This is a genomic window from Marinobacter sp. S6332 (assembly GCF_023016045.1).
Taxonomy (GTDB): Bacteria; Pseudomonadota; Gammaproteobacteria; order Pseudomonadales; family Oleiphilaceae; genus Marinobacter.
Genome location: NZ_JALKAP010000006.1, coordinates 172,187 through 188,881, shown reverse-complemented (window position 1 = coordinate 188,881; position 16,695 = coordinate 172,187). Strand labels below are relative to the sequence as shown.

Here is a 16,695-nt window from a genome sequence, read left to right as displayed (position 1 = left end):
AGGGTAGTGAATTTATCTAGGCGCCATGCGCAAAGCGCAGTCCAGCCGGATGGTTTCGCCGTTCAAAATGGGGTTGCGCACCATCTGGTCCACCATCATTCCAAACTCAGCAGGCTCGCCCAGACGTTTCGGGAACGGCAGAGTTGCCGCCAAGCTGTCCTGAACCTCTTGCGGCATGCCGGACATCATGGGGGTCATGAATAGGCCTGGTGCAATGGTGTTCACACGGATGCCTTCGCGGGCAAGCTCACGGGCCGATTGAATCGTTAAACCCACAACTCCGCCTTTGGAAGCACTGTAAGCTGCCTGCCCTATTTGCCCTTCGTAAGCCGCCACTGACGCCGTGTTGATGATCACACCGCGTTCGCCGTCAGCATTAGGCTCGCGCTGGGCCATATCGCCGGCAGCAAGCCTTAGGATGTTGAAGGTGCCAATCAGGTTGATCTGTATAACCTTGCTAAAGCTCTCTAGCGGCATTACACCATCGCGCCCCAGAATCTTGGCCGCGGGGCCAATGCCTGCGCAATTCACCGCAATGCCACAAAGGCCGTGGGCTTCACGGGCAGCAGCTATTGCCGCTTCCGCGCTTTCAGCGGAGCTCACGTCGCAGTGCACAAAGATTCCGCCTATATCCGCTGCAACCTTCTCACCCTGCTCTTTTTGCAGGTCCAAGATCGCTACTTTGCAGCCAGCAGCAGCCAGAGCCCGAGCCGCGCCCTCACCAAGCCCTGAAGCGCCACCTGTTACAACGGCTGGTACATTATTGAATTCCATCAACTTCTCCCTTCAAATTGGGTGTTATAGGCTGAACCGGCCCGCATTAATGTTTACGTTGACGTAAACTGTACCCAATTCAACCTTAAAAAGAAATCTGCCTGTCACATCAGTTAATGCGCTCAACGATTAACGCAATGCCCTGACCGCCGCCGATGCACATGGTTATAAGGCCATATCGCCCACCAGTGCGCTCAAGCTCAGCAATGGTTTTAATGATAATAATGGAGCCGGTAGCGCCCACTGGATGGCCCAATGCAACGGCACCGCCGTTCGGGTTAACCTTATCCGCTGGCAAGCCCAACTCCTTGCTTACCGCCAGCGCTTGAGCTGCAAAAGCTTCATTGGATTCGATCACATCCAGATCGGCCACGCTGAGGCCGGTTTTTTCCAATACGGTCCGCACCGCAGGGATTGGTCCAAGCCCCATTACGCTCGGGTCTACGCCCGCAAAGGCATAACCCACAATGCGTGCACGGGCTTTGAGGCCGCGTTTTTCCGCTTCGGCTGCGCTGGTCAGCACCATGGCGGCTGCGCCATCGTTAATACCTGAGGCATTGCCTGGAGTAACTATGCCGTCTTTTGTGAAGGCCGGTTTCAAGCCGCCAAGGCTTTCGGCTGTGGTGCCCGCACGCACATGTTCATCCTGCTCGAAAACAACCTCTTTACGCCCCTGTTTTACGGTTACAGGTACGATTTGTTCTTTAAAGTACCCTTGCTCAATAGCTTGGCTGGCCCGACGATGGCTTTCTGCAGAAAACGCATCCAAATCTTCGCGGGTTAGGCCATACTTTTCTGCAATACGCTCAGCAGTCATGCCCATGTGGCCACTGCCAAACGGATCGGTAAGAGTTCCCAGAGTCATATCAACCGCTTTCCCGTCACCCATCCGCAAACCTTTGCGAACGTTGGGCAGAACATAGGCGCCTTGGCTCATGCTTTCCGTGCCGCCAGCCAGAGCAATCTTGCTGTCGCCCATCATGATCATCTGCGCGGCACTGATAACCGACTGTACGCCGGAACCACAAAGGCGGTTTACGTTGAACGCCGCCGAACCTTTCTGCAGGCCTGAGTTCAGGCCAATGTGGCGGGCTACATAAGCATCGGCCGGGCCAGTAGGGATAATGTGACCGAACACCGAATGATCGATATCTTCCGCAGGCACACCAGAGCGGCTAATGGCTTCTTTGGCTGCGCAGGTTCCAAGCTCAGCTGGGCTTAGGGAGCTCAGGCTGCCGCCAAAGCCACCGATGGCGGTGCGGGCACCGTCGAGAATGACAACATCAGTAAGTTTCATTGCTTTTTTCCTCAATATCTGGATGACTGGAATTCCACAAAACGCCTAATCTATTTACCCAACATGGAGCGGGCAATCACTTCTTTCATAATTTCAGAGGTGCCAGCGTAAATTGTCTGCACTCGGGCATCCACAAAGAACCGCGATACAGGATACTCCAAGGTATACCCGTAGCCGCCAAATAGCTGCAAGCACTCGTTGGCGATATCACACTGCATTTCTGTGAGCATCAGTTTAAGTATGGCGGCTTCCGTTGGCCCCATCTCGCCTTTCAGGTAGCTTCCGATGCATTGATTCAAATAGGCTTTTGCCATCTCAAGCCGCGCCTTGGCTTCAGCCAGTTTGAACCGGGTATTCTGAAAATCCGCAACCCGCTGGCCAAAGGCATGGCGTTGTTGCACATAATCCAGAGTCAGCGCCAGCACGCCTTCAGTTGCGCCCACCGCTTGTGCACCTACGCCCAAACGTTCCCGGGGCAACTCCTGCATGAGATAGGCAAAGCCCTTGCCCTCCTCGCCAAGCAGCGCATCATGGGGCACCAAAAGATCAGAGAAAAAAAGCTCTGCCGTATCACTGGCATGCTGACCTATTTTACGAATGCCCTTCCCGCGGGAAAACCCGGACAAGCTGGTATCCACAAGAAACAGGGAAACACCTTTAGCACCGGCTTGGGGATCGGTTTTGGCACATACAATCACCAGTTCGGCGTGCAAACCATTGGTAATAAATACCTTGGCACCATTGATCACATAACCTTTTTCCGTGCGCTGCGCCGTGGTGCGCATAGCCGCCAGATCGCTACCGGCGCCCGGCTCAGTCATGGCTATTGCACTGAGAATATCACCGCGAATCATCGCCGGGAGATAGTGCTGTTTCTGGGCCTGTGTACCAAGGTGTAGAAGATAGGGCATGACTATATTGGCGTGAATGTTGTAGCCACCGGCCAGACCGCCAAAGCCTTTGCGGGCGATCTCCGAGATTGCGAGCTGCGAGATTTCAAAGCTCGCACCAGCTCCCCCGTATTCTTCAGGCATATCTATGCCAAGCATGCCAGCCTGACCCAGCGTGTTCCAAACCGAGCGCGGGATTGCAGATTGTTCCTCCCACTGTTCGTAGTGCGGCGCGATTTCCTTATCTAAGACCCGGTTTATCATTTCATGGAACAGTGCGGTATCTTCTTGGTGTCCGGACATAGGTAACCTCTTAAGTAACTTTAATTAGCAAACCCATCAACAAACCGATTAGTCAGGCAGCCAAACATTTAAAGGGTTATCCTGCTCCTCTGGAATGGCCGTACAAGCCGAAAAAATTGACACAATACGCACATGATCATCCGTAGATATGCCGAAACCGCAATCCATATCCCACATCGCCAACCACTATCTGCACGCTTCCATTCGCGGGGCCGAAAGACAAGGGGCTAGCAAAGACATTCTTCTGGGCAAGGCAGGTATTCCGGCCGACTGGATCAACAAGCCCGAGCAACTCATTACAGAGCGACAGCTCACCCAATTGATTAAGAGCGTGTGGCGAGCAACCCGCGATGAATTTATGGGGCTCTCAACAAGCCCCTGCAAAAACGGCACCTTCGCGCTGATGGCAGACTACTGCCTTGGCTCAGCTTCTCTGGGGGCCGTACTGCGCAAAAGTGCCCGGGTATACAGCGTTGCCTGCAACAACGTTGATATCGGTCTGGGCGAAAGCGACAGCAACAAACTGGTGTTTTTCCGTCTTAGTCTCGAAGATGCCAGCAAAGATACAGACCACATGTTACAGGAATTCCTACTTCTTATGTGGCAGCGATTCGCCTGCTGGCTGGTGGACCAACAGATCCCGTTCGCCACCACCTGCTTCAGTTACCCCGCGCCGAAACATGTTAAGGAGTATCGCGCTATGTTCCCGGCGGAGTTGCAGTTTAACGAGCCTGTATGCGGTTTTTCTCTGCATGAAAAATACCTGCAACTCCCTATAACCCGGAGCGAAGCAGAGCTGGAGGTGTTTCTGAAGGAGGCACCAGCCTACATCCTGCACAGGCCCGATATCGACGACAGCCTGCGTAACCGTGTTCGCGCCTTGCTGGCAAGCCAGAGCCTGAACAACATGCCCAGCCTGGGTGACATTGCAGAGCTACTGCACATGACTCCAAGAAGCATAGGCCGCAAGTTGCAGGAAGAAGGCACCTCCCTACGCCTGATCAAAAACAGTCTGCGGAGGGAGTACGCAATTAAACTCATGAGTACAGAAAACCTAAGCGTGGCAGACATCAGCGAGCGGGTCGGCTTCTCGGAAACCGCCTCGTTCTGCCGCGCCTTCAAGCGCTGGACGGGCAAATCGCCCTCGCAATGGGCTAACTAAAAAGCATGTAAAAAATGCAATTACTTGGCCGATTGGGTCAATTTTTTCGACCTGACAGGTCATTCCCCGAGCCAGTGCTTGTTTGCGTTAATGCCAGCGATACCAGTATAAAAACACCAACAGAGGTACTTGAATGAACACCCATAAGACAACGGCCTCCAGCTCTTTGCCAGCAGGCATTGCCCGGGCACTACGCAACACTATAGGTGACGCCCTCGCCCGCTCCGCGCGCACTCATGGCAAGCGCACAGCTCTGGCCTTCGAAGATCGTATCTGGACCTACTCTGACATTCACACATCCTCAAACCGTCTGGCTCACCGCCTTATTGAGCTTGGGCTCACCAAAGGCGATCGTGTTGGCGCTTATGGCAAAAACTCAGATGCCTACCTATTACTTTGGCTTGCCTGCACTAAAGCTGGACTGATTCATGTGCCAGTTAACTATGCGTTGATTGGCAAAGAGTTGACCTATGTAGTGAACCAATCTGGGTGCAAGGCCCTGTTTTTCGATACGGATCTGCAACCTCAAGTAGATGAAGTTAAAAGCACTGTGGAGGTTGGAACTTACGGGACTCTTCATAATGGGCAATACGACAACACCCCGGACATACTGGCGCTCGCACTTACAGACGGAGACGATTCTGCACCGAACATAGAGCTTGCAGACACAGACGTTGTGCAGATTCTTTATACCTCCGGCACAACCTCCGACCCCAAAGGCGCCATGCACACCCACCGCTCGCTAATGAGCCACTACAGCGCCTGCCAGTACCATTTGAACATCCGCGCCAGCGACCGCTCTCTCGCAGCCTTGCCCCTTTACCACTCTGCACAAATGCACGTGTTTTCCATGCCCATGCTACTCAGCGGTGGCTACAGCCGACTGATCAACACGCCAACGCCTGACGCTATTCTCGGGCTATTGGCCCGCGAACAACTCAATGCCTTTTTCGCGCCACCCACCGTATGGATTGCACTGCTGCAGAACCCGGGGTTCAGTCAGGACAAACTCCAGCATATGGACAAACTCTACTATGGCGCTTCTATCATGCCCGGACAGGTCGTGAAAGAGCTGGGTGAAAAATTACCGAACGCAGGCCTTTACAACTGTTACGGCCAAAGTGAAATTGCACCACTGGCAACCGTTCTACTCCCGGAAGAACATGCTGACCGACCTTCCTCTGCTGGCCGCCCCATGCAAACGGTAATGACCCGCATAGTGGACCCGGTGACTGGCATAGACTGCAAGCCCGGTGAACAAGGTGAACTGGTACACCAGTCCCCTCAACTAATGGTCGGTTACTGGGCCAAGCCCGAAGCAACCGAAGAAGCCTTCAAAGGCGGCTGGTTCCATTCTGGCGATCTGGGCTATCAGGATGAAGAGGGCTATATTTACATTGTTGACCGCATTAAAGACGTGGTGAATACCGGCGGTGTTCTGGTTGCCAGCCGTGATGTAGAGGAAGCCCTGTACCAACACGAATCCGTGGCAGAAGTTGCTGTGATAGGCGTGCCCGATGAAAAATGGATTGAGGCTATCTGCGCAATTGTGGTGCTCAAAGACGGACACGCTGAAGATTCAGACGCCTTAATGAGCCATGCGCGTTCAAAACTCGCAAGCTTCAAGGTGCCGAAACATATTCATTTTGCAGATCAGCTACCCAAGAACACCGCAGGCAAGCTGTTAAAAAGGAAGCTAAGAGAAGACTTCTCGTAACACACTGTATTGCGAAGACGTCAGGCTCTCTCTTTCTCCTCAGGGAGCCTGACCAAATGCCTACCGTCTGATATTCTCTCCGTCACTTCGGGCTCTTCATTAAGCGCCCTTCTTTAACGTGCGCCTAACCCGTTACGCCGTTTTAGCACCCCTTTGGCCCCACCAGACACTTTACGTTAACGTAAACTTACTCTAATCTAGGCTAAAAGAAGGAAACCGCCATGATCAAAAAAAGAACATTCAGTATCGGCGAACTCTCCAGCGAGTTTGACGTAACAACGCGAAGCATTCGTTTTTATGAAGATCAGGGGCTATTGAAACCGACACGGCGCGGGCAAACGCGCATATTCAGCACCAAAGACAAAGTGCGCCTCAAGCTAATTCTCCGAGGAAAGCGCATGGGCTTTTCGCTTGCTGAAACCAGAGAGCTTTTCGAACTGTGGGATGAAACCCCGACCGGGAATGAAAAGCAGCTACTAAAAATGCTAACTATACTGAGCAACAAGCGCGCTCACATGGAGCAGCAAAAAAGCGACATAGCCATGGCAGAAATGGAAATCGACACCGCCGAGGCCCGCTGTCGTGAAGCCCTCACCGAACTGCAAAAGAAGAAAAAACAACAAGCTCCGGCTAATGACGAACCAGAAAATGTTGCGAAAAAAACTGACAACAGTTGATCTCTAGCCAAACAACCTATTTCCAACCACGCATCTGGCAGAACAAAAGGCAATCAAACATGAAATCACAATACTCAGAACTCAACTTCGGCCTTGGCGAAACACTCGACATGCTGCGCGAGCAAATCAACGGATTCGCTGCATCTGAAATCGCCCCCCGCGCCGAAGAAATCGACCGCACCAACGAGTTCCCCATGGATCTCTGGAAAAAATTCGGTGACATGGGCCTTCTGGGTATTACGGTGGATGAAGCTTATGGCGGCTCAGGCATGGGTTACCTCGCACACGTGATTGCCGTGGAAGAAATCAGCCGCGCATCAGCCTCCGTTGGCCTGTCTTACGGCGCCCACTCCAACCTATGCGTAAACCAGATACATAGAAACGGAACCGAAGAGCAAAAACAAAAATACCTACCCAAACTCGTCAGCGGCGACCACATTGGCGCATTGGCAATGTCTGAGCCCAACGCCGGCTCCGACGTTATCTCCATGAAACTCAACGCTAAAGACGCCGGCGACCACTACGTGCTGAACGGCAACAAAATGTGGATCACCAACGGCCCCGACGCCCACGTGTACGTCATCTACGCAAAAACCGACGTAAAAGCTGGCTCAAAGGGCGTCACCGCCTTCATCGTAGAACGCGACTACGAAGGCTTCAGTCGACACCAGAAACTCGACAAACTCGGCATGCGCGGCTCCAACACCTGCGAACTGGTCTTCCAAGACTGCAAAGTGCCCAAAGAAAACGTACTGGGCGAAGTAGGCAAAGGCGCAAAAGTACTCATGAGCGGCCTAGACTATGAACGCCTCGTACTAGCAGGCGGCCCGCTAGGCATTATGCAGGCAGCCATGGACGTTGTAATCCCCTACGTTCGCGAGCGCAAACAGTTCGAAAAAGCCATCGGCGAATTCCAACTGGTTCAGGGCAAAATTGCCGACATGTACACCTTCATGAACACCGCCAAGTCCTACGTTTACATGGTGGCTCAGTCTGCCGACCGCGGCGAAACCACGCGCAAAGACTCCGCCGGCGCAATTCTCTACTCAGCCGAAATGGCCACAAAACTGGCCCTCGACGCCATCCAGCTACTGGGCGGCAACGGTTACATCAATGAATACCCCACAGGCCGATTGCTGCGGGATGCCAAGCTTTATGAAATCGGCGCGGGCACATCCGAAATTCGGCGCATGCTGATCGGTCGGGAACTGTTCCTGAACAACTAAACAGTCGTTTCTATCCAGTCACCCGCCAAAGCAAATTTGCTTTGGATGGCCAACACCAAGGTACATCAAGGGGTTGGCGGGGTGTCTTTCCGGGAATGTCTGTGGCCAAGGATGGCCACAGACAAGCCCACATGGATGTGCTCGTAGCGCTTCCCGGAAAGACACCCCGCCAACCCCGAAGTCCCGACGCAACCAGGTCAGGAAACCATGACAATACTCCAAAGCAAAATAAACCCAAGATCTGAAGAGTTTCAGGCCAAGCAAACCGCCATGGCAGAAGCCGTCGCAGACCTGCGGGAAAAAGTCGCCACCATCCAACAAGGTGGCGGTCCCTCCTATCAGGAACGCCACATCGCCCGCGGCAAACTCCTGCCAAGAGATCGAATTAACCACCTACTAGACGACGGTTCCCCCTTCCTCGAAATAGGCCAATTTGCCGCCTACAACGTCTACGGTGAAGAAGTCCCCGCAGCAGGCGTTATCGCAGGCGTAGGCCGCGTCTCCGGCACCGAATGCATGATCATCGCCAACGACGCCACAGTTAAAGGCGGCAGCTACTACCCACTGACCGTCAAAAAACATCTGCGCGCCCAAGAAATTGCCCTGGAAAACCGCCTGCCCTGCATCTACCTAGTAGACTCTGGCGGTGCCAACCTACCAAGGCAAGACGAAGTATTCCCCGATCGTGACCACTTTGGCCGCATCTTCTACAACCAAGCCCGCATGTCCGCCGACGACATACCGCAAATCGCCGTCGTAATGGGCCTGTGTACGGCTGGTGGAGCCTATGTACCCGCCATGGCCGATGAGTCCATCATCGTACGCAACCAAGGCACCATCTTCCTGGCTGGCCCACCGCTGGTAAAAGCTGCCACCGGTGAAGTCGTTACCGCAGAAGACCTCGGTGGAGCCGACGTACACTGCAAAATTTCTGGCGTTGCAGACCATTACGCCGAAAACGATGCCCACGCGCTGGAAATAGCCCGCCGCTGCGTCTCCAACCTGAATCGCAAAAAACCGGTACCGGTTGAAATCCGCAAGCCAAAAGCGCCCCTTTACGACCCTGCAGAAATCTACGGCATTGTCGGCACCGACCTGCGCAAGCCCTTCGACGTGCGCGACGTGATTGCACGCACCGTAGACGGCTCCGAGTTTGACGAATTCAAACGCTACTATGGCCAAACTCTAGTCACCGGCTTTGCCCACATTCATGGCTACCCGGTCGGCATCATCGCTAACAACGGCATATTGTTCAGCGAGTCTGCACAAAAAGGCGCGCACTTCATCGAACTCTGCTGCCAGCGCAATATCCCGCTGCTGTTCCTGCAAAACATAACCGGCTTTATGGTCGGCCAAAAGTACGAAGCCGAAGGCATCGCCAAGCACGGCGCCAAAATGGTCATGGCCGTTGCTTGCGCCAACGTACCCAAAATCACCGTACTGATCGGTGGCAGCTATGGCGCTGGCAACTACGGCATGTGTGGCCGCGCCTACAGCCCCGACTTCCTGTGGATGTGGCCAAATGCTCGCATATCCGTAATGGGTGGCGAACAGGCCGCAGGCGTACTGGCTCAGGTTCGCCGTGATGGCATGGAGCGTAAAGGCCAAGAGTGGAGCGCCGAAGAAGAGGCCGCGTTCAAAAAGCCGATCACCGATACCTACGAAGAGCAAGGCCACCCTTATTATGCCAGCGCCCGCCTGTGGGATGACGGCGTAATCGACCCGGCACAAACCCGGGAAGTGGTTGCCCTCAGTCTCTCTGCCACCCTTAACCGGCCGGCGAAGCCCACACGCTTCGGCGTGTTCCGGATGTAATCGGGGAGAATGATCATGACAGAACAGGAATCCGCCGTTCTACTCAACCGCCGCGCTCAAGGCGTAACAGAAATTGTTCTGAACCGGCCAGACAAACGCAACGCCTTTGATGACCTGATTATCCAACAGCTTATCAGTGCGATAACAGAAGTAGACGCCGATAGTGAGACCAAAGTGGTGGTCCTACGTTCCGAAGGCAAACACTTCTCAGCGGGCGCAGATCTGGGCTGGATGCGCCGTATGGCAGACAACAGCCAGCAAGAAAACCTAGAAGATTCACGCCAACTAGCGCGCCTGATGGACTGTTTGAACCACCTCAGCAAACCCGTCATCGGGCTTGTTCAGGGGGCTGCCTACGGCGGTGCCGTCGGCCTTGCAGCATGTTGCGACATAGTTATTGCTACAGAAACATCCAGCTTTTGCTTGAGTGAGGTAAAACTTGGCTTGATCCCGGCTGTGATAAGTCCCTACGTGGTGCGCGCCATTGGCGAGCGTCAGGCCCGTCGCTACTTCATTTCAGCGGAAGTCTTTAGCGCCCGAACCGCCGAGCAACACGGCCTTGTGCATATTGTCTGTGACGATGTTGATGCCATGAACGCCCGATGTGACGAAATGCTGACACAATTAGCCCAGAATGGCCCCGAAGCCATGAAGGCCGCCAAGAGCTTGGTATTTGCCGTCAGCCACAAACCTATTGATAGCAACGTGATTGACGACACCGCACATCGCATCGCTGATATCCGCGTAGGCAAAGAAGGTCAGGAGGGTCTAAGCGCCTTCCTGAACAAACGCCGCGCCAACTGGATTCCGGAGAGCAACTAACCATGTTCAGCAAAATCCTCATTGCCAACCGCGGCGAAATCGCCTGCCGGATTATCCAAACAGCACACCGCATGGGTATCCGCTGTGTCGCCGTTTATTCCGATGCAGACGCCAACGCCCACCATGTCGCCATGGCAGACGAAGCCTTCCATATCGGCCCGGCTCCTAGCTCGGAAAGTTATCTGCGCGGTGAAAAAATCATCGAAATCGCCAAACGCAGTGGTGCTCAGGCTATCCACCCAGGCTACGGGTTTCTCTCGGAAAACACCGGGTTTGCCGAAGCCTGCGAAGCCAATGGCATCGTCTTTATCGGACCGCCCTCTTCCGCCATTGCGGCAATGGGTTCCAAATCCGCCGCCAAGGCCATTATGGAAAAAGCCGGTGTACCTCTGGTGCCCGGTTATCACGGCGACGACCAAACCCCGGAAACCCTTCGTGCCGAAGCAGAAAAATGCGGCTTCCCGCTACTGCTAAAAGCCGTTGCCGGTGGCGGTGGTAAAGGCATGCGCGTGGTTGAGAACATAGGCGAGTTTGATGACGCCCTCGCCGCCGCTAAACGCGAAGCCAAGAATGCCTTCGGCAACCCGGATATGCTCATAGAGCGCTATCTGACCCAGCCGCGCCACGTTGAGATTCAAGTGTTCTGCGACCAAAGCGGCAATGGCGTATATCTGGCCGAACGTGACTGCTCGGTTCAGCGCCGCCACCAAAAAGTTCTGGAAGAAGCACCGGCACCCGGGCTAAGCGAAGACACCCGCAAAGCCATGGGGGAAGCGGCTGTTAAAGCGGCACAAGCCATCGATTATGTAGGCGCTGGCACCGTAGAGTTTCTTTACGATGTGGACGGCTCGTTCTTCTTTATGGAAATGAACACCCGCCTACAAGTTGAGCACCCGGTGACCGAAATGGTGACAGGGCAGGATTTAGTGGAATGGCAGTTAAAAGTCGCCTGGGGTGAACCCTTGCCACTAGAGCAGGCTCAGGTCAAAACCCGCGGCCATGCCCTGGAAGCCCGAATTTATGCCGAAGACCCGGATCAAGATTTCCTCCCGGCCACTGGTAATCTGCGCTACCTGAGCACGCCCGACGAAAGTGCCCATGTGCGGGTGGACACCGGCGTTATCGAAGGCGATGAAATCAGCATCCACTACGACCCGATGATCGCCAAATTGATTGTGTGGGACGAAACCCGAGATCAAGCCATCAACCGCATGGTTCAGGCGCTTGAGCATTACCGGATTGCAGGTGTTAAAACCAATATTCGGTTCCTGCACGCGCTGGCCGACTCCCAGCCATTCCGGGAAGCAGATCTTACAACCGGTTTTATCGACAGCCACCGGGAATTGCTCTTCCCGAAATCAAAACTCGACACCCACAAAGCACTGGTTCTAGCAGCAGGTTTTGTGTTGGAAGAGCGCAAATCCGCCGACTCTGTGAGCACCGATCCCTGGTCGCCGTTCGGTCGCCGTAACAGCTGGCGTGTGAACTCGGAATACGCTCAACCCCTGCAACTGCAAGTGGGCGATAACATACATGAGCTGAAAGTTCTGGAGAAAGACGACCACTATCAAGTATCTGTAGATAGTAGCGTTTATAACCTCACCGCCAAGCTTGATGACGATTCACTGCAAGCCGTCATCAATGGCCATCGCATCAGCATCCACGGCAACCTGCACAACAATCAGCTCGTACTCTTTTACGAAGGCGACACCTTCCAGTGCACCCTCTATCGGGAAAGCTACGTGTCCGATGATATGGCACCCGAAGGCGGCCTTACTGCACCTATGAACGGCGCAATCGTGGCGGTTCAGGCAAAAGTAGGCGACAAGGTCACCGCTGGCCAAACGCTTGTCATCATGGAAGCTATGAAAATGGAGCACGCTATCAAGGCTCCGGCAGACGGCGTTGTAAGCGAAGTTTTCTTCAATGAAGGTGAGCAGGTTTCTGAAGGCGCAGAGCTAATTGCCATCGAGGTTGCAGAAACGAACGCTGAGCAGAGCGATGAGGAGGCAGGCTGATGGCCTTTCCAAAACAGGCGCGGCTGGTTGAAATGAGCCCCCGGGACGGTTTGCAAAACGAATCGGGGCCGGTGATCGCCACAGGCATCAAAACCCAACTGATCGAACGGCTTGCTGATTGCGGCCTCAACCATATTGAGTCCGCCAGCTTTGTGTCACCCAAATGGGTGCCACAAATGGGTGATGCCGCTGACGTAATGGCAGGTATCAAACGTAAAGCCGGTGTGCGCTATTCGGTTTTGACTCCCAACCTCAGAGGCTTCGAGAATGCCCTGGCAGCAGGCGTGGATGAAGTAGCGGTATTCGGTGCAGCCTCTGAATCCTTTAGCCAGAAGAACATCAACTGCTCTATCGCTGAGAGTCTTGAGCGCTTCCTACCAGTGATGGAAGCCGCAAATAAGCACAAGATTCCAGTTAGAGGTTATGTATCAACCGTGCTTGGCTGTCCCTATGAAGGGGAAATTGCGCCTGAACAAGTAGCAAACGTTGCCAAAGCGTTAGCCGACATGGGCTGCTATGAGATTTCGCTGGGCGATACCATTGGTGTAGGTACTCCACTGAAAGCAAAGCGTATGCTGGAAGCAGTGGTAAAACAGGTGCCCGTTGAACGCTTGGCTGCACACTTCCACGACACCTACGGACAGGCATTGGCCAACCTTTATGCAGTGCTTGAAGAAGGTGTGGCAGTTCTTGATGCCTCAGTTGCAGGCCTTGGCGGCTGCCCTTACGCCAAAGGCGCCTCCGGCAACGTCGCCACCGAAGATGTGCTCTATATGCTTGAGGGACTTGGTATCGGCACAGGTGTAGATTTGAATAAATTAGTGGCTACAGGTGATTGGATCAGCAGCCAGCTCAACCGTCATAACGGCTCAAAAGTGGGCCAGGCTCTACAACCCTAAGGATCTGACATGACTAATAAAAAAGACGTTGTCGCTCTAGACCTCCCAATCCCGGACATGAACGATCTACCTGATGATGTCCGTAAGTATTTTGAAATATGTCAGGAAAAGCTGGGCATGGTTCCCAATGTGCTCACCGCGTTCAGCCAAAACCTGAACCAGCTAGACGGTTTCACACGGTTCTATAACGAACTGATGATGGGTGAAAGCGAGCTGAGCAAACTCGAAAGGGAAATGGTTGCGGTCGTGGTTTCATCCGAAAACAAGTGCTTTTACTGCCTCGTAGCCCATGGCGCAGCAGTAAGAGTTTTGAGCGGCGACCCCGCCCTTGGCGAACATCTGGTGATGAATTACCGCTCAGCGAAACTCGATAAGCGCCAGCGCGCCATGCTGGATTTTGCATCCCACCTTACACGTTCTCCAGCAACGGTGGCTGAAGACGAAGTACAGGCACTGCGGGATGCAGGCTTTAGTGACCGCGGAATCTGGGACCTTAGCAACGTAATCGGCTTTTACAACATGTCGAACCGCGTGGCGATTGCCAGTGACATGCGACCGAACCCGGAATATCACAAACAGAGCCGTTAACCGGCACCATAACTCCCAGACCTCGACCACAAAAACAAATGGAGGCAAACATGAACCAGACTCTTCCAAGCTACAGCAGCGGCACCTCCAACACACCGCTTCTGGGCATGACCATTGGCGAAATGCTTGACCGTACCGCCGCTAAATACCCTGACACCGAAGCCCTTGTGTGCTTGCATCAAGACATACGCTGGACCTACAAAGAGTTCCTTGCCAAGGTAAACGAAGCGGCCCGGGCCTTTCTCGCCATTGGCGTTAAGCGCGGCGACCGCGTAGGTATATGGGCACCCAACCGTTACGAGTGGACCGTTACCCAGTTTGCAACCGCAAAAGTGGGTGCCATTCTGGTCAACATCAACCCTGCTTACGGCCTACACGAACTGGAATACGCCTTAAACCTGGCGGGCATCAGCGTGCTGGTAACCGCAGACAGCTTTAAAGCCTCTGATTACCGGAAAACACTGTACGATCTGGCGCCCGAGCTGAAAGCCAGCACTCCGGGCAAGCTCAAAGCCCAGAGGGTTTCAGACCTGCGTGCGGTCATCAATCTGGACACAGAAAAGCATGCGGGCATGTGGAGCTGGAATGAATTTACCGGCTTTGCCAACGACGTAAGCCAAGAAGAAGTCGATAAAGTTCAGAGTCAGCTCCAGTTCGACGACCCCATCAATATACAGTTCACATCCGGCACCACTGGCAACCCCAAAGGCGCCACCCTCACCCACCACAACATCCTGAACAACGGATTCTTTGTGGGTGAAAGCCAGATTCTAACCGATAAGGACCGACTGGTTATCCCCGTGCCTCTTTACCACTGCTTCGGCATGGTGATGGGCAATCTGGGCTGTATAACCCATGGCTCAACTATGATCTATCCGGGTGAAGGCTTTGAGCCCAAAGCGGTACTGCAGGCGGTGCATCAGGAGAGGGCTACGGCACTCTACGGCGTGCCTACCATGTTCATAGCAGAACTAGCCGAGCCCGAGTTTGATTCCTACGATCTTTCAACCTTGCGCACCGGCATCATGGCAGGGTCCATCTGCCCGGCGGAAGTGATGAAGAAGGTCAATGGCAAGATGAACATGAAAGAGGTTCAGATCGCCTATGGCATGACTGAAACCAGCCCGGTGTCCACCCAGACCAGCTCACTCGACCCTTTCGAGAAACAGGTCACTACCGTGGGCCGCACCCAACCGCATCTGGAAACCAAAATTGTTGACCCAGGTACGGGTAACGTATTACCTCGTGGCGAGATTGGCGAGCTATGCACCCGCGGCTACAGCGTAATGCTGAAGTACTGGAACAACGAAGAGAAAACCCGAGAAGCCATCGACGCCTCTGGCTGGATGCATACGGGCGACCTAGCCACCATGGACGATGAAGGCTATATCCAGATCGTTGGCCGCATCAAGGACATGGTGATTCGCGGTGGCGAAAACATCTACCCGAAAGAAGTCGAGGAATTCCTCTACACCCATCCCTCCATCGAGGAAGTGCAAGTAACCGGCATACCCGATGACAAATACGGTGAGGAACTGATTGCTTGGGTAAAACTGCGACCCGATGCAGAGCCGGTAGATGCCGATGGCCTGATGGCTTTCTGCAAAGGCAAGATTGCCCACTTCAAAATCCCACGGAATTACAAATTCGTGGATGAGTTCCCCATGACGGTAACGGGCAAGATCCAGAAGTTTAAAATGCGTGAAATCTCCATTGAGGAGATGGGGCTGAGGTAAACAGCCTAAAGCACACGCAAGCCCCGGTTTGCCTTAACTGGCCACCGGGGCTTTTTTTGGCCTTAGAAAATCTGTTTGACTACCGCTCGATTTCATGATGTTATCGAAGTTAACATTGTTACCACCGATAACATTAACCCAGTTCAAATAACTCATGACAAAACCGGCCTACCATCACGGGGACCTCCAGCTTCAAGCTCACTTGTTGGCCCTCGACACGCTCAGAACCCACGGGGATACGGCCCTCAGCTTACGGGCTCTGGCCAAGCAACTCGGCGTTAGCGCTCCAGCACTGTATCGGCACTTCTCAGACCGCGAAACACTATTGGCCGAGCTCGCCATTGGCGGGTTCGAATCCCTGCGTGATCGCTTGCAAGCGGTGAATCAGGAAGCACCGCGCGAGGCATTGATCGAGATTGGGCTAGTGTACGTAGCCTTTGCTCAGGAAGAACCCAACCTATACCGCTTAATGTTCGGAGGTCGGGTGTTACCCAAGGGCGCGCATCCGCGTTTGGATGCAGCAGGCAAAGGGGCGTTTCAGATTCTGGAAAACACCGTGGCCCGTGCCCGCGATCTGGGCTACCTCAAGCCCTCACCTGTTTCGCTGATGACAGCCGCCGCCTGGTCTCTGGTGCACGGGCTGTCGCAGCTCACCATCGATGGCCATTTGCCCGGCGCAAAAGCCGAACCCATGTTGACCGAAGGCGTACTCAGCTTGCTGCTGGATGGATCCCGGTCGAACAAGCAACAACAATCACAACAGGACTAATA

14 protein-coding genes are annotated in these 16,695 nt (G+C 54.0%); 11 read left to right on the top strand and 3 right to left on the bottom strand.

What is annotated here, in order from left to right:
• Window positions 1-12: 12 nt before the first annotated feature.
• The 3 genes from MWU62_RS10895 to MWU62_RS10885 form a co-directional block, all read right to left on the bottom strand.
• Complete coding sequence (locus MWU62_RS10895) at window positions 13-774, bottom strand: SDR family NAD(P)-dependent oxidoreductase (RefSeq protein ID WP_247114860.1); 762 nt, start codon at window positions 772-774, stop codon at window positions 13-15.
• Between the two features lie 109 nt (window positions 775-883).
• Complete coding sequence (gene bktB, locus MWU62_RS10890) at window positions 884-2,071, bottom strand: beta-ketothiolase BktB (protein WP_247114859.1); 1,188 nt, start codon at window positions 2,069-2,071, stop codon at window positions 884-886.
• 50 nt (window positions 2,072-2,121) lie between these two features.
• A complete protein-coding gene (locus tag MWU62_RS10885) occupies window positions 2,122-3,264 on the bottom strand; it encodes an acyl-CoA dehydrogenase family protein (RefSeq protein WP_247114858.1) in 1,143 nt (380 codons plus the stop codon).
• Between the two features lie 148 nt (window positions 3,265-3,412).
• Here MWU62_RS10885 and MWU62_RS10880 point away from each other — a divergent pair, with 148 nt between their 5' ends.
• The 11 genes from MWU62_RS10880 to MWU62_RS10830 all read left to right on the top strand — a co-directional run bounded on the left by MWU62_RS10880 (window position 3,413) and on the right by MWU62_RS10830 (window position 16,693).
• Window positions 3,413-4,426, top strand: coding sequence for an AraC family transcriptional regulator (locus tag MWU62_RS10880; RefSeq protein WP_247114856.1), 1,014 nt, complete (start codon window positions 3,413-3,415; stop codon window positions 4,424-4,426).
• 133 nt (window positions 4,427-4,559) lie between these two features.
• Window positions 4,560-6,143 (top strand): fatty acyl-CoA synthetase, encoded by a 1,584-nt coding sequence (locus tag MWU62_RS10875; protein ID WP_247114854.1) that lies wholly within the window; start codon window positions 4,560-4,562, stop codon window positions 6,141-6,143.
• Between the two features lie 221 nt (window positions 6,144-6,364).
• Window positions 6,365-6,820 carry a MerR family DNA-binding transcriptional regulator gene (locus tag MWU62_RS10870; protein WP_247114852.1) on the top strand — a complete coding sequence of 152 codons (456 nt, stop codon included), beginning with the start codon at window positions 6,365-6,367 and terminating at the stop codon, window positions 6,818-6,820.
• Window positions 6,821-6,879: 59 nt separating this feature from the next.
• Window positions 6,880-8,046: an isovaleryl-CoA dehydrogenase gene (locus MWU62_RS10865; RefSeq protein ID WP_216008548.1), complete on the top strand. Its 1,167-nt coding sequence runs from the start codon at window positions 6,880-6,882 to the stop codon at window positions 8,044-8,046.
• A 207-nt stretch (window positions 8,047-8,253) separates the two neighbouring features.
• Entirely contained in the window at window positions 8,254-9,861 is a 1,608-nt protein-coding gene (locus tag MWU62_RS10860) for a carboxyl transferase domain-containing protein (protein ID WP_247114850.1), read from the top strand.
• 15 nt (window positions 9,862-9,876) lie between these two features.
• On the top strand, window positions 9,877-10,683 hold the full coding sequence (locus MWU62_RS10855) for an enoyl-CoA hydratase-related protein (RefSeq protein ID WP_200364868.1): 807 nt from the start codon (window positions 9,877-9,879) through the stop codon (window positions 10,681-10,683).
• A gap of 2 nt (window positions 10,684-10,685) precedes the next feature.
• Window positions 10,686-12,701 carry an acetyl/propionyl/methylcrotonyl-CoA carboxylase subunit alpha gene (locus tag MWU62_RS10850; protein WP_247114849.1) on the top strand — a complete coding sequence of 672 codons (2,016 nt, stop codon included), beginning with the start codon at window positions 10,686-10,688 and terminating at the stop codon, window positions 12,699-12,701.
• Window positions 12,701-13,600, top strand: a complete 900-nt coding sequence (locus tag MWU62_RS10845; protein WP_247114848.1) for a hydroxymethylglutaryl-CoA lyase — start codon at window positions 12,701-12,703, stop codon at window positions 13,598-13,600. The genes MWU62_RS10850 and MWU62_RS10845 overlap by 1 nt, the downstream gene beginning before the upstream one ends.
• 9 nt (window positions 13,601-13,609) lie before the next feature.
• A complete protein-coding gene (locus tag MWU62_RS10840) occupies window positions 13,610-14,188 on the top strand; it encodes a peroxidase-related enzyme (RefSeq protein ID WP_247114847.1) in 579 nt (192 codons plus the stop codon).
• Window positions 14,189-14,238: 50 nt separating this feature from the next.
• Window positions 14,239-15,924 (top strand): AMP-binding protein, encoded by a 1,686-nt coding sequence (locus MWU62_RS10835; RefSeq protein ID WP_247114846.1) that lies wholly within the window; start codon window positions 14,239-14,241, stop codon window positions 15,922-15,924.
• A 154-nt stretch (window positions 15,925-16,078) separates the two neighbouring features.
• Entirely contained in the window at window positions 16,079-16,693 is a 615-nt protein-coding gene (locus MWU62_RS10830; RefSeq protein WP_247114845.1) for a TetR/AcrR family transcriptional regulator, read from the top strand.
• Window positions 16,694-16,695: the final 2 nt, after the last annotated feature.

Bases quoted from the DNA above. Each gene is read 5' to 3' on its own strand.
- MWU62_RS10885 (WP_247114858.1), bottom strand. From the start codon at position 3,264: ATGTCCGGACACCAAGAAGATACCGCACTGTTCCATGAAATGATAAAC.
- bktB (WP_247114859.1), bottom strand. From the start codon at position 2,071: ATGAAACTTACTGATGTTGTCATTCTCGACGGTGCCCGCACCGCCATC.
- MWU62_RS10850 (WP_247114849.1), top strand. From the start codon at position 10,686: ATGTTCAGCAAAATCCTCATTGCCAACCGCGGCGAAATCGCCTGCCGG.
- MWU62_RS10845 (WP_247114848.1), top strand. From the start codon at position 12,701: ATGGCCTTTCCAAAACAGGCGCGGCTGGTTGAAATGAGCCCCCGGGAC.
- MWU62_RS10840 (WP_247114847.1), top strand. From the start codon at position 13,610: ATGACTAATAAAAAAGACGTTGTCGCTCTAGACCTCCCAATCCCGGAC.
- MWU62_RS10875 (WP_247114854.1), top strand. From the start codon at position 4,560: ATGAACACCCATAAGACAACGGCCTCCAGCTCTTTGCCAGCAGGCATT.
- MWU62_RS10860 (WP_247114850.1), top strand. From the start codon at position 8,254: ATGACAATACTCCAAAGCAAAATAAACCCAAGATCTGAAGAGTTTCAG.
- MWU62_RS10895 (WP_247114860.1), bottom strand. From the start codon at position 774: ATGGAATTCAATAATGTACCAGCCGTTGTAACAGGTGGCGCTTCAGGG.
- MWU62_RS10880 (WP_247114856.1), top strand. From the start codon at position 3,413: ATGCCGAAACCGCAATCCATATCCCACATCGCCAACCACTATCTGCAC.
- MWU62_RS10855 (WP_200364868.1), top strand. From the start codon at position 9,877: ATGACAGAACAGGAATCCGCCGTTCTACTCAACCGCCGCGCTCAAGGC.
- MWU62_RS10865 (WP_216008548.1), top strand. From the start codon at position 6,880: ATGAAATCACAATACTCAGAACTCAACTTCGGCCTTGGCGAAACACTC.
- MWU62_RS10830 (WP_247114845.1), top strand. From the start codon at position 16,079: ATGACAAAACCGGCCTACCATCACGGGGACCTCCAGCTTCAAGCTCAC.
- MWU62_RS10835 (WP_247114846.1), top strand. From the start codon at position 14,239: ATGAACCAGACTCTTCCAAGCTACAGCAGCGGCACCTCCAACACACCG.
- MWU62_RS10870 (WP_247114852.1), top strand. From the start codon at position 6,365: ATGATCAAAAAAAGAACATTCAGTATCGGCGAACTCTCCAGCGAGTTT.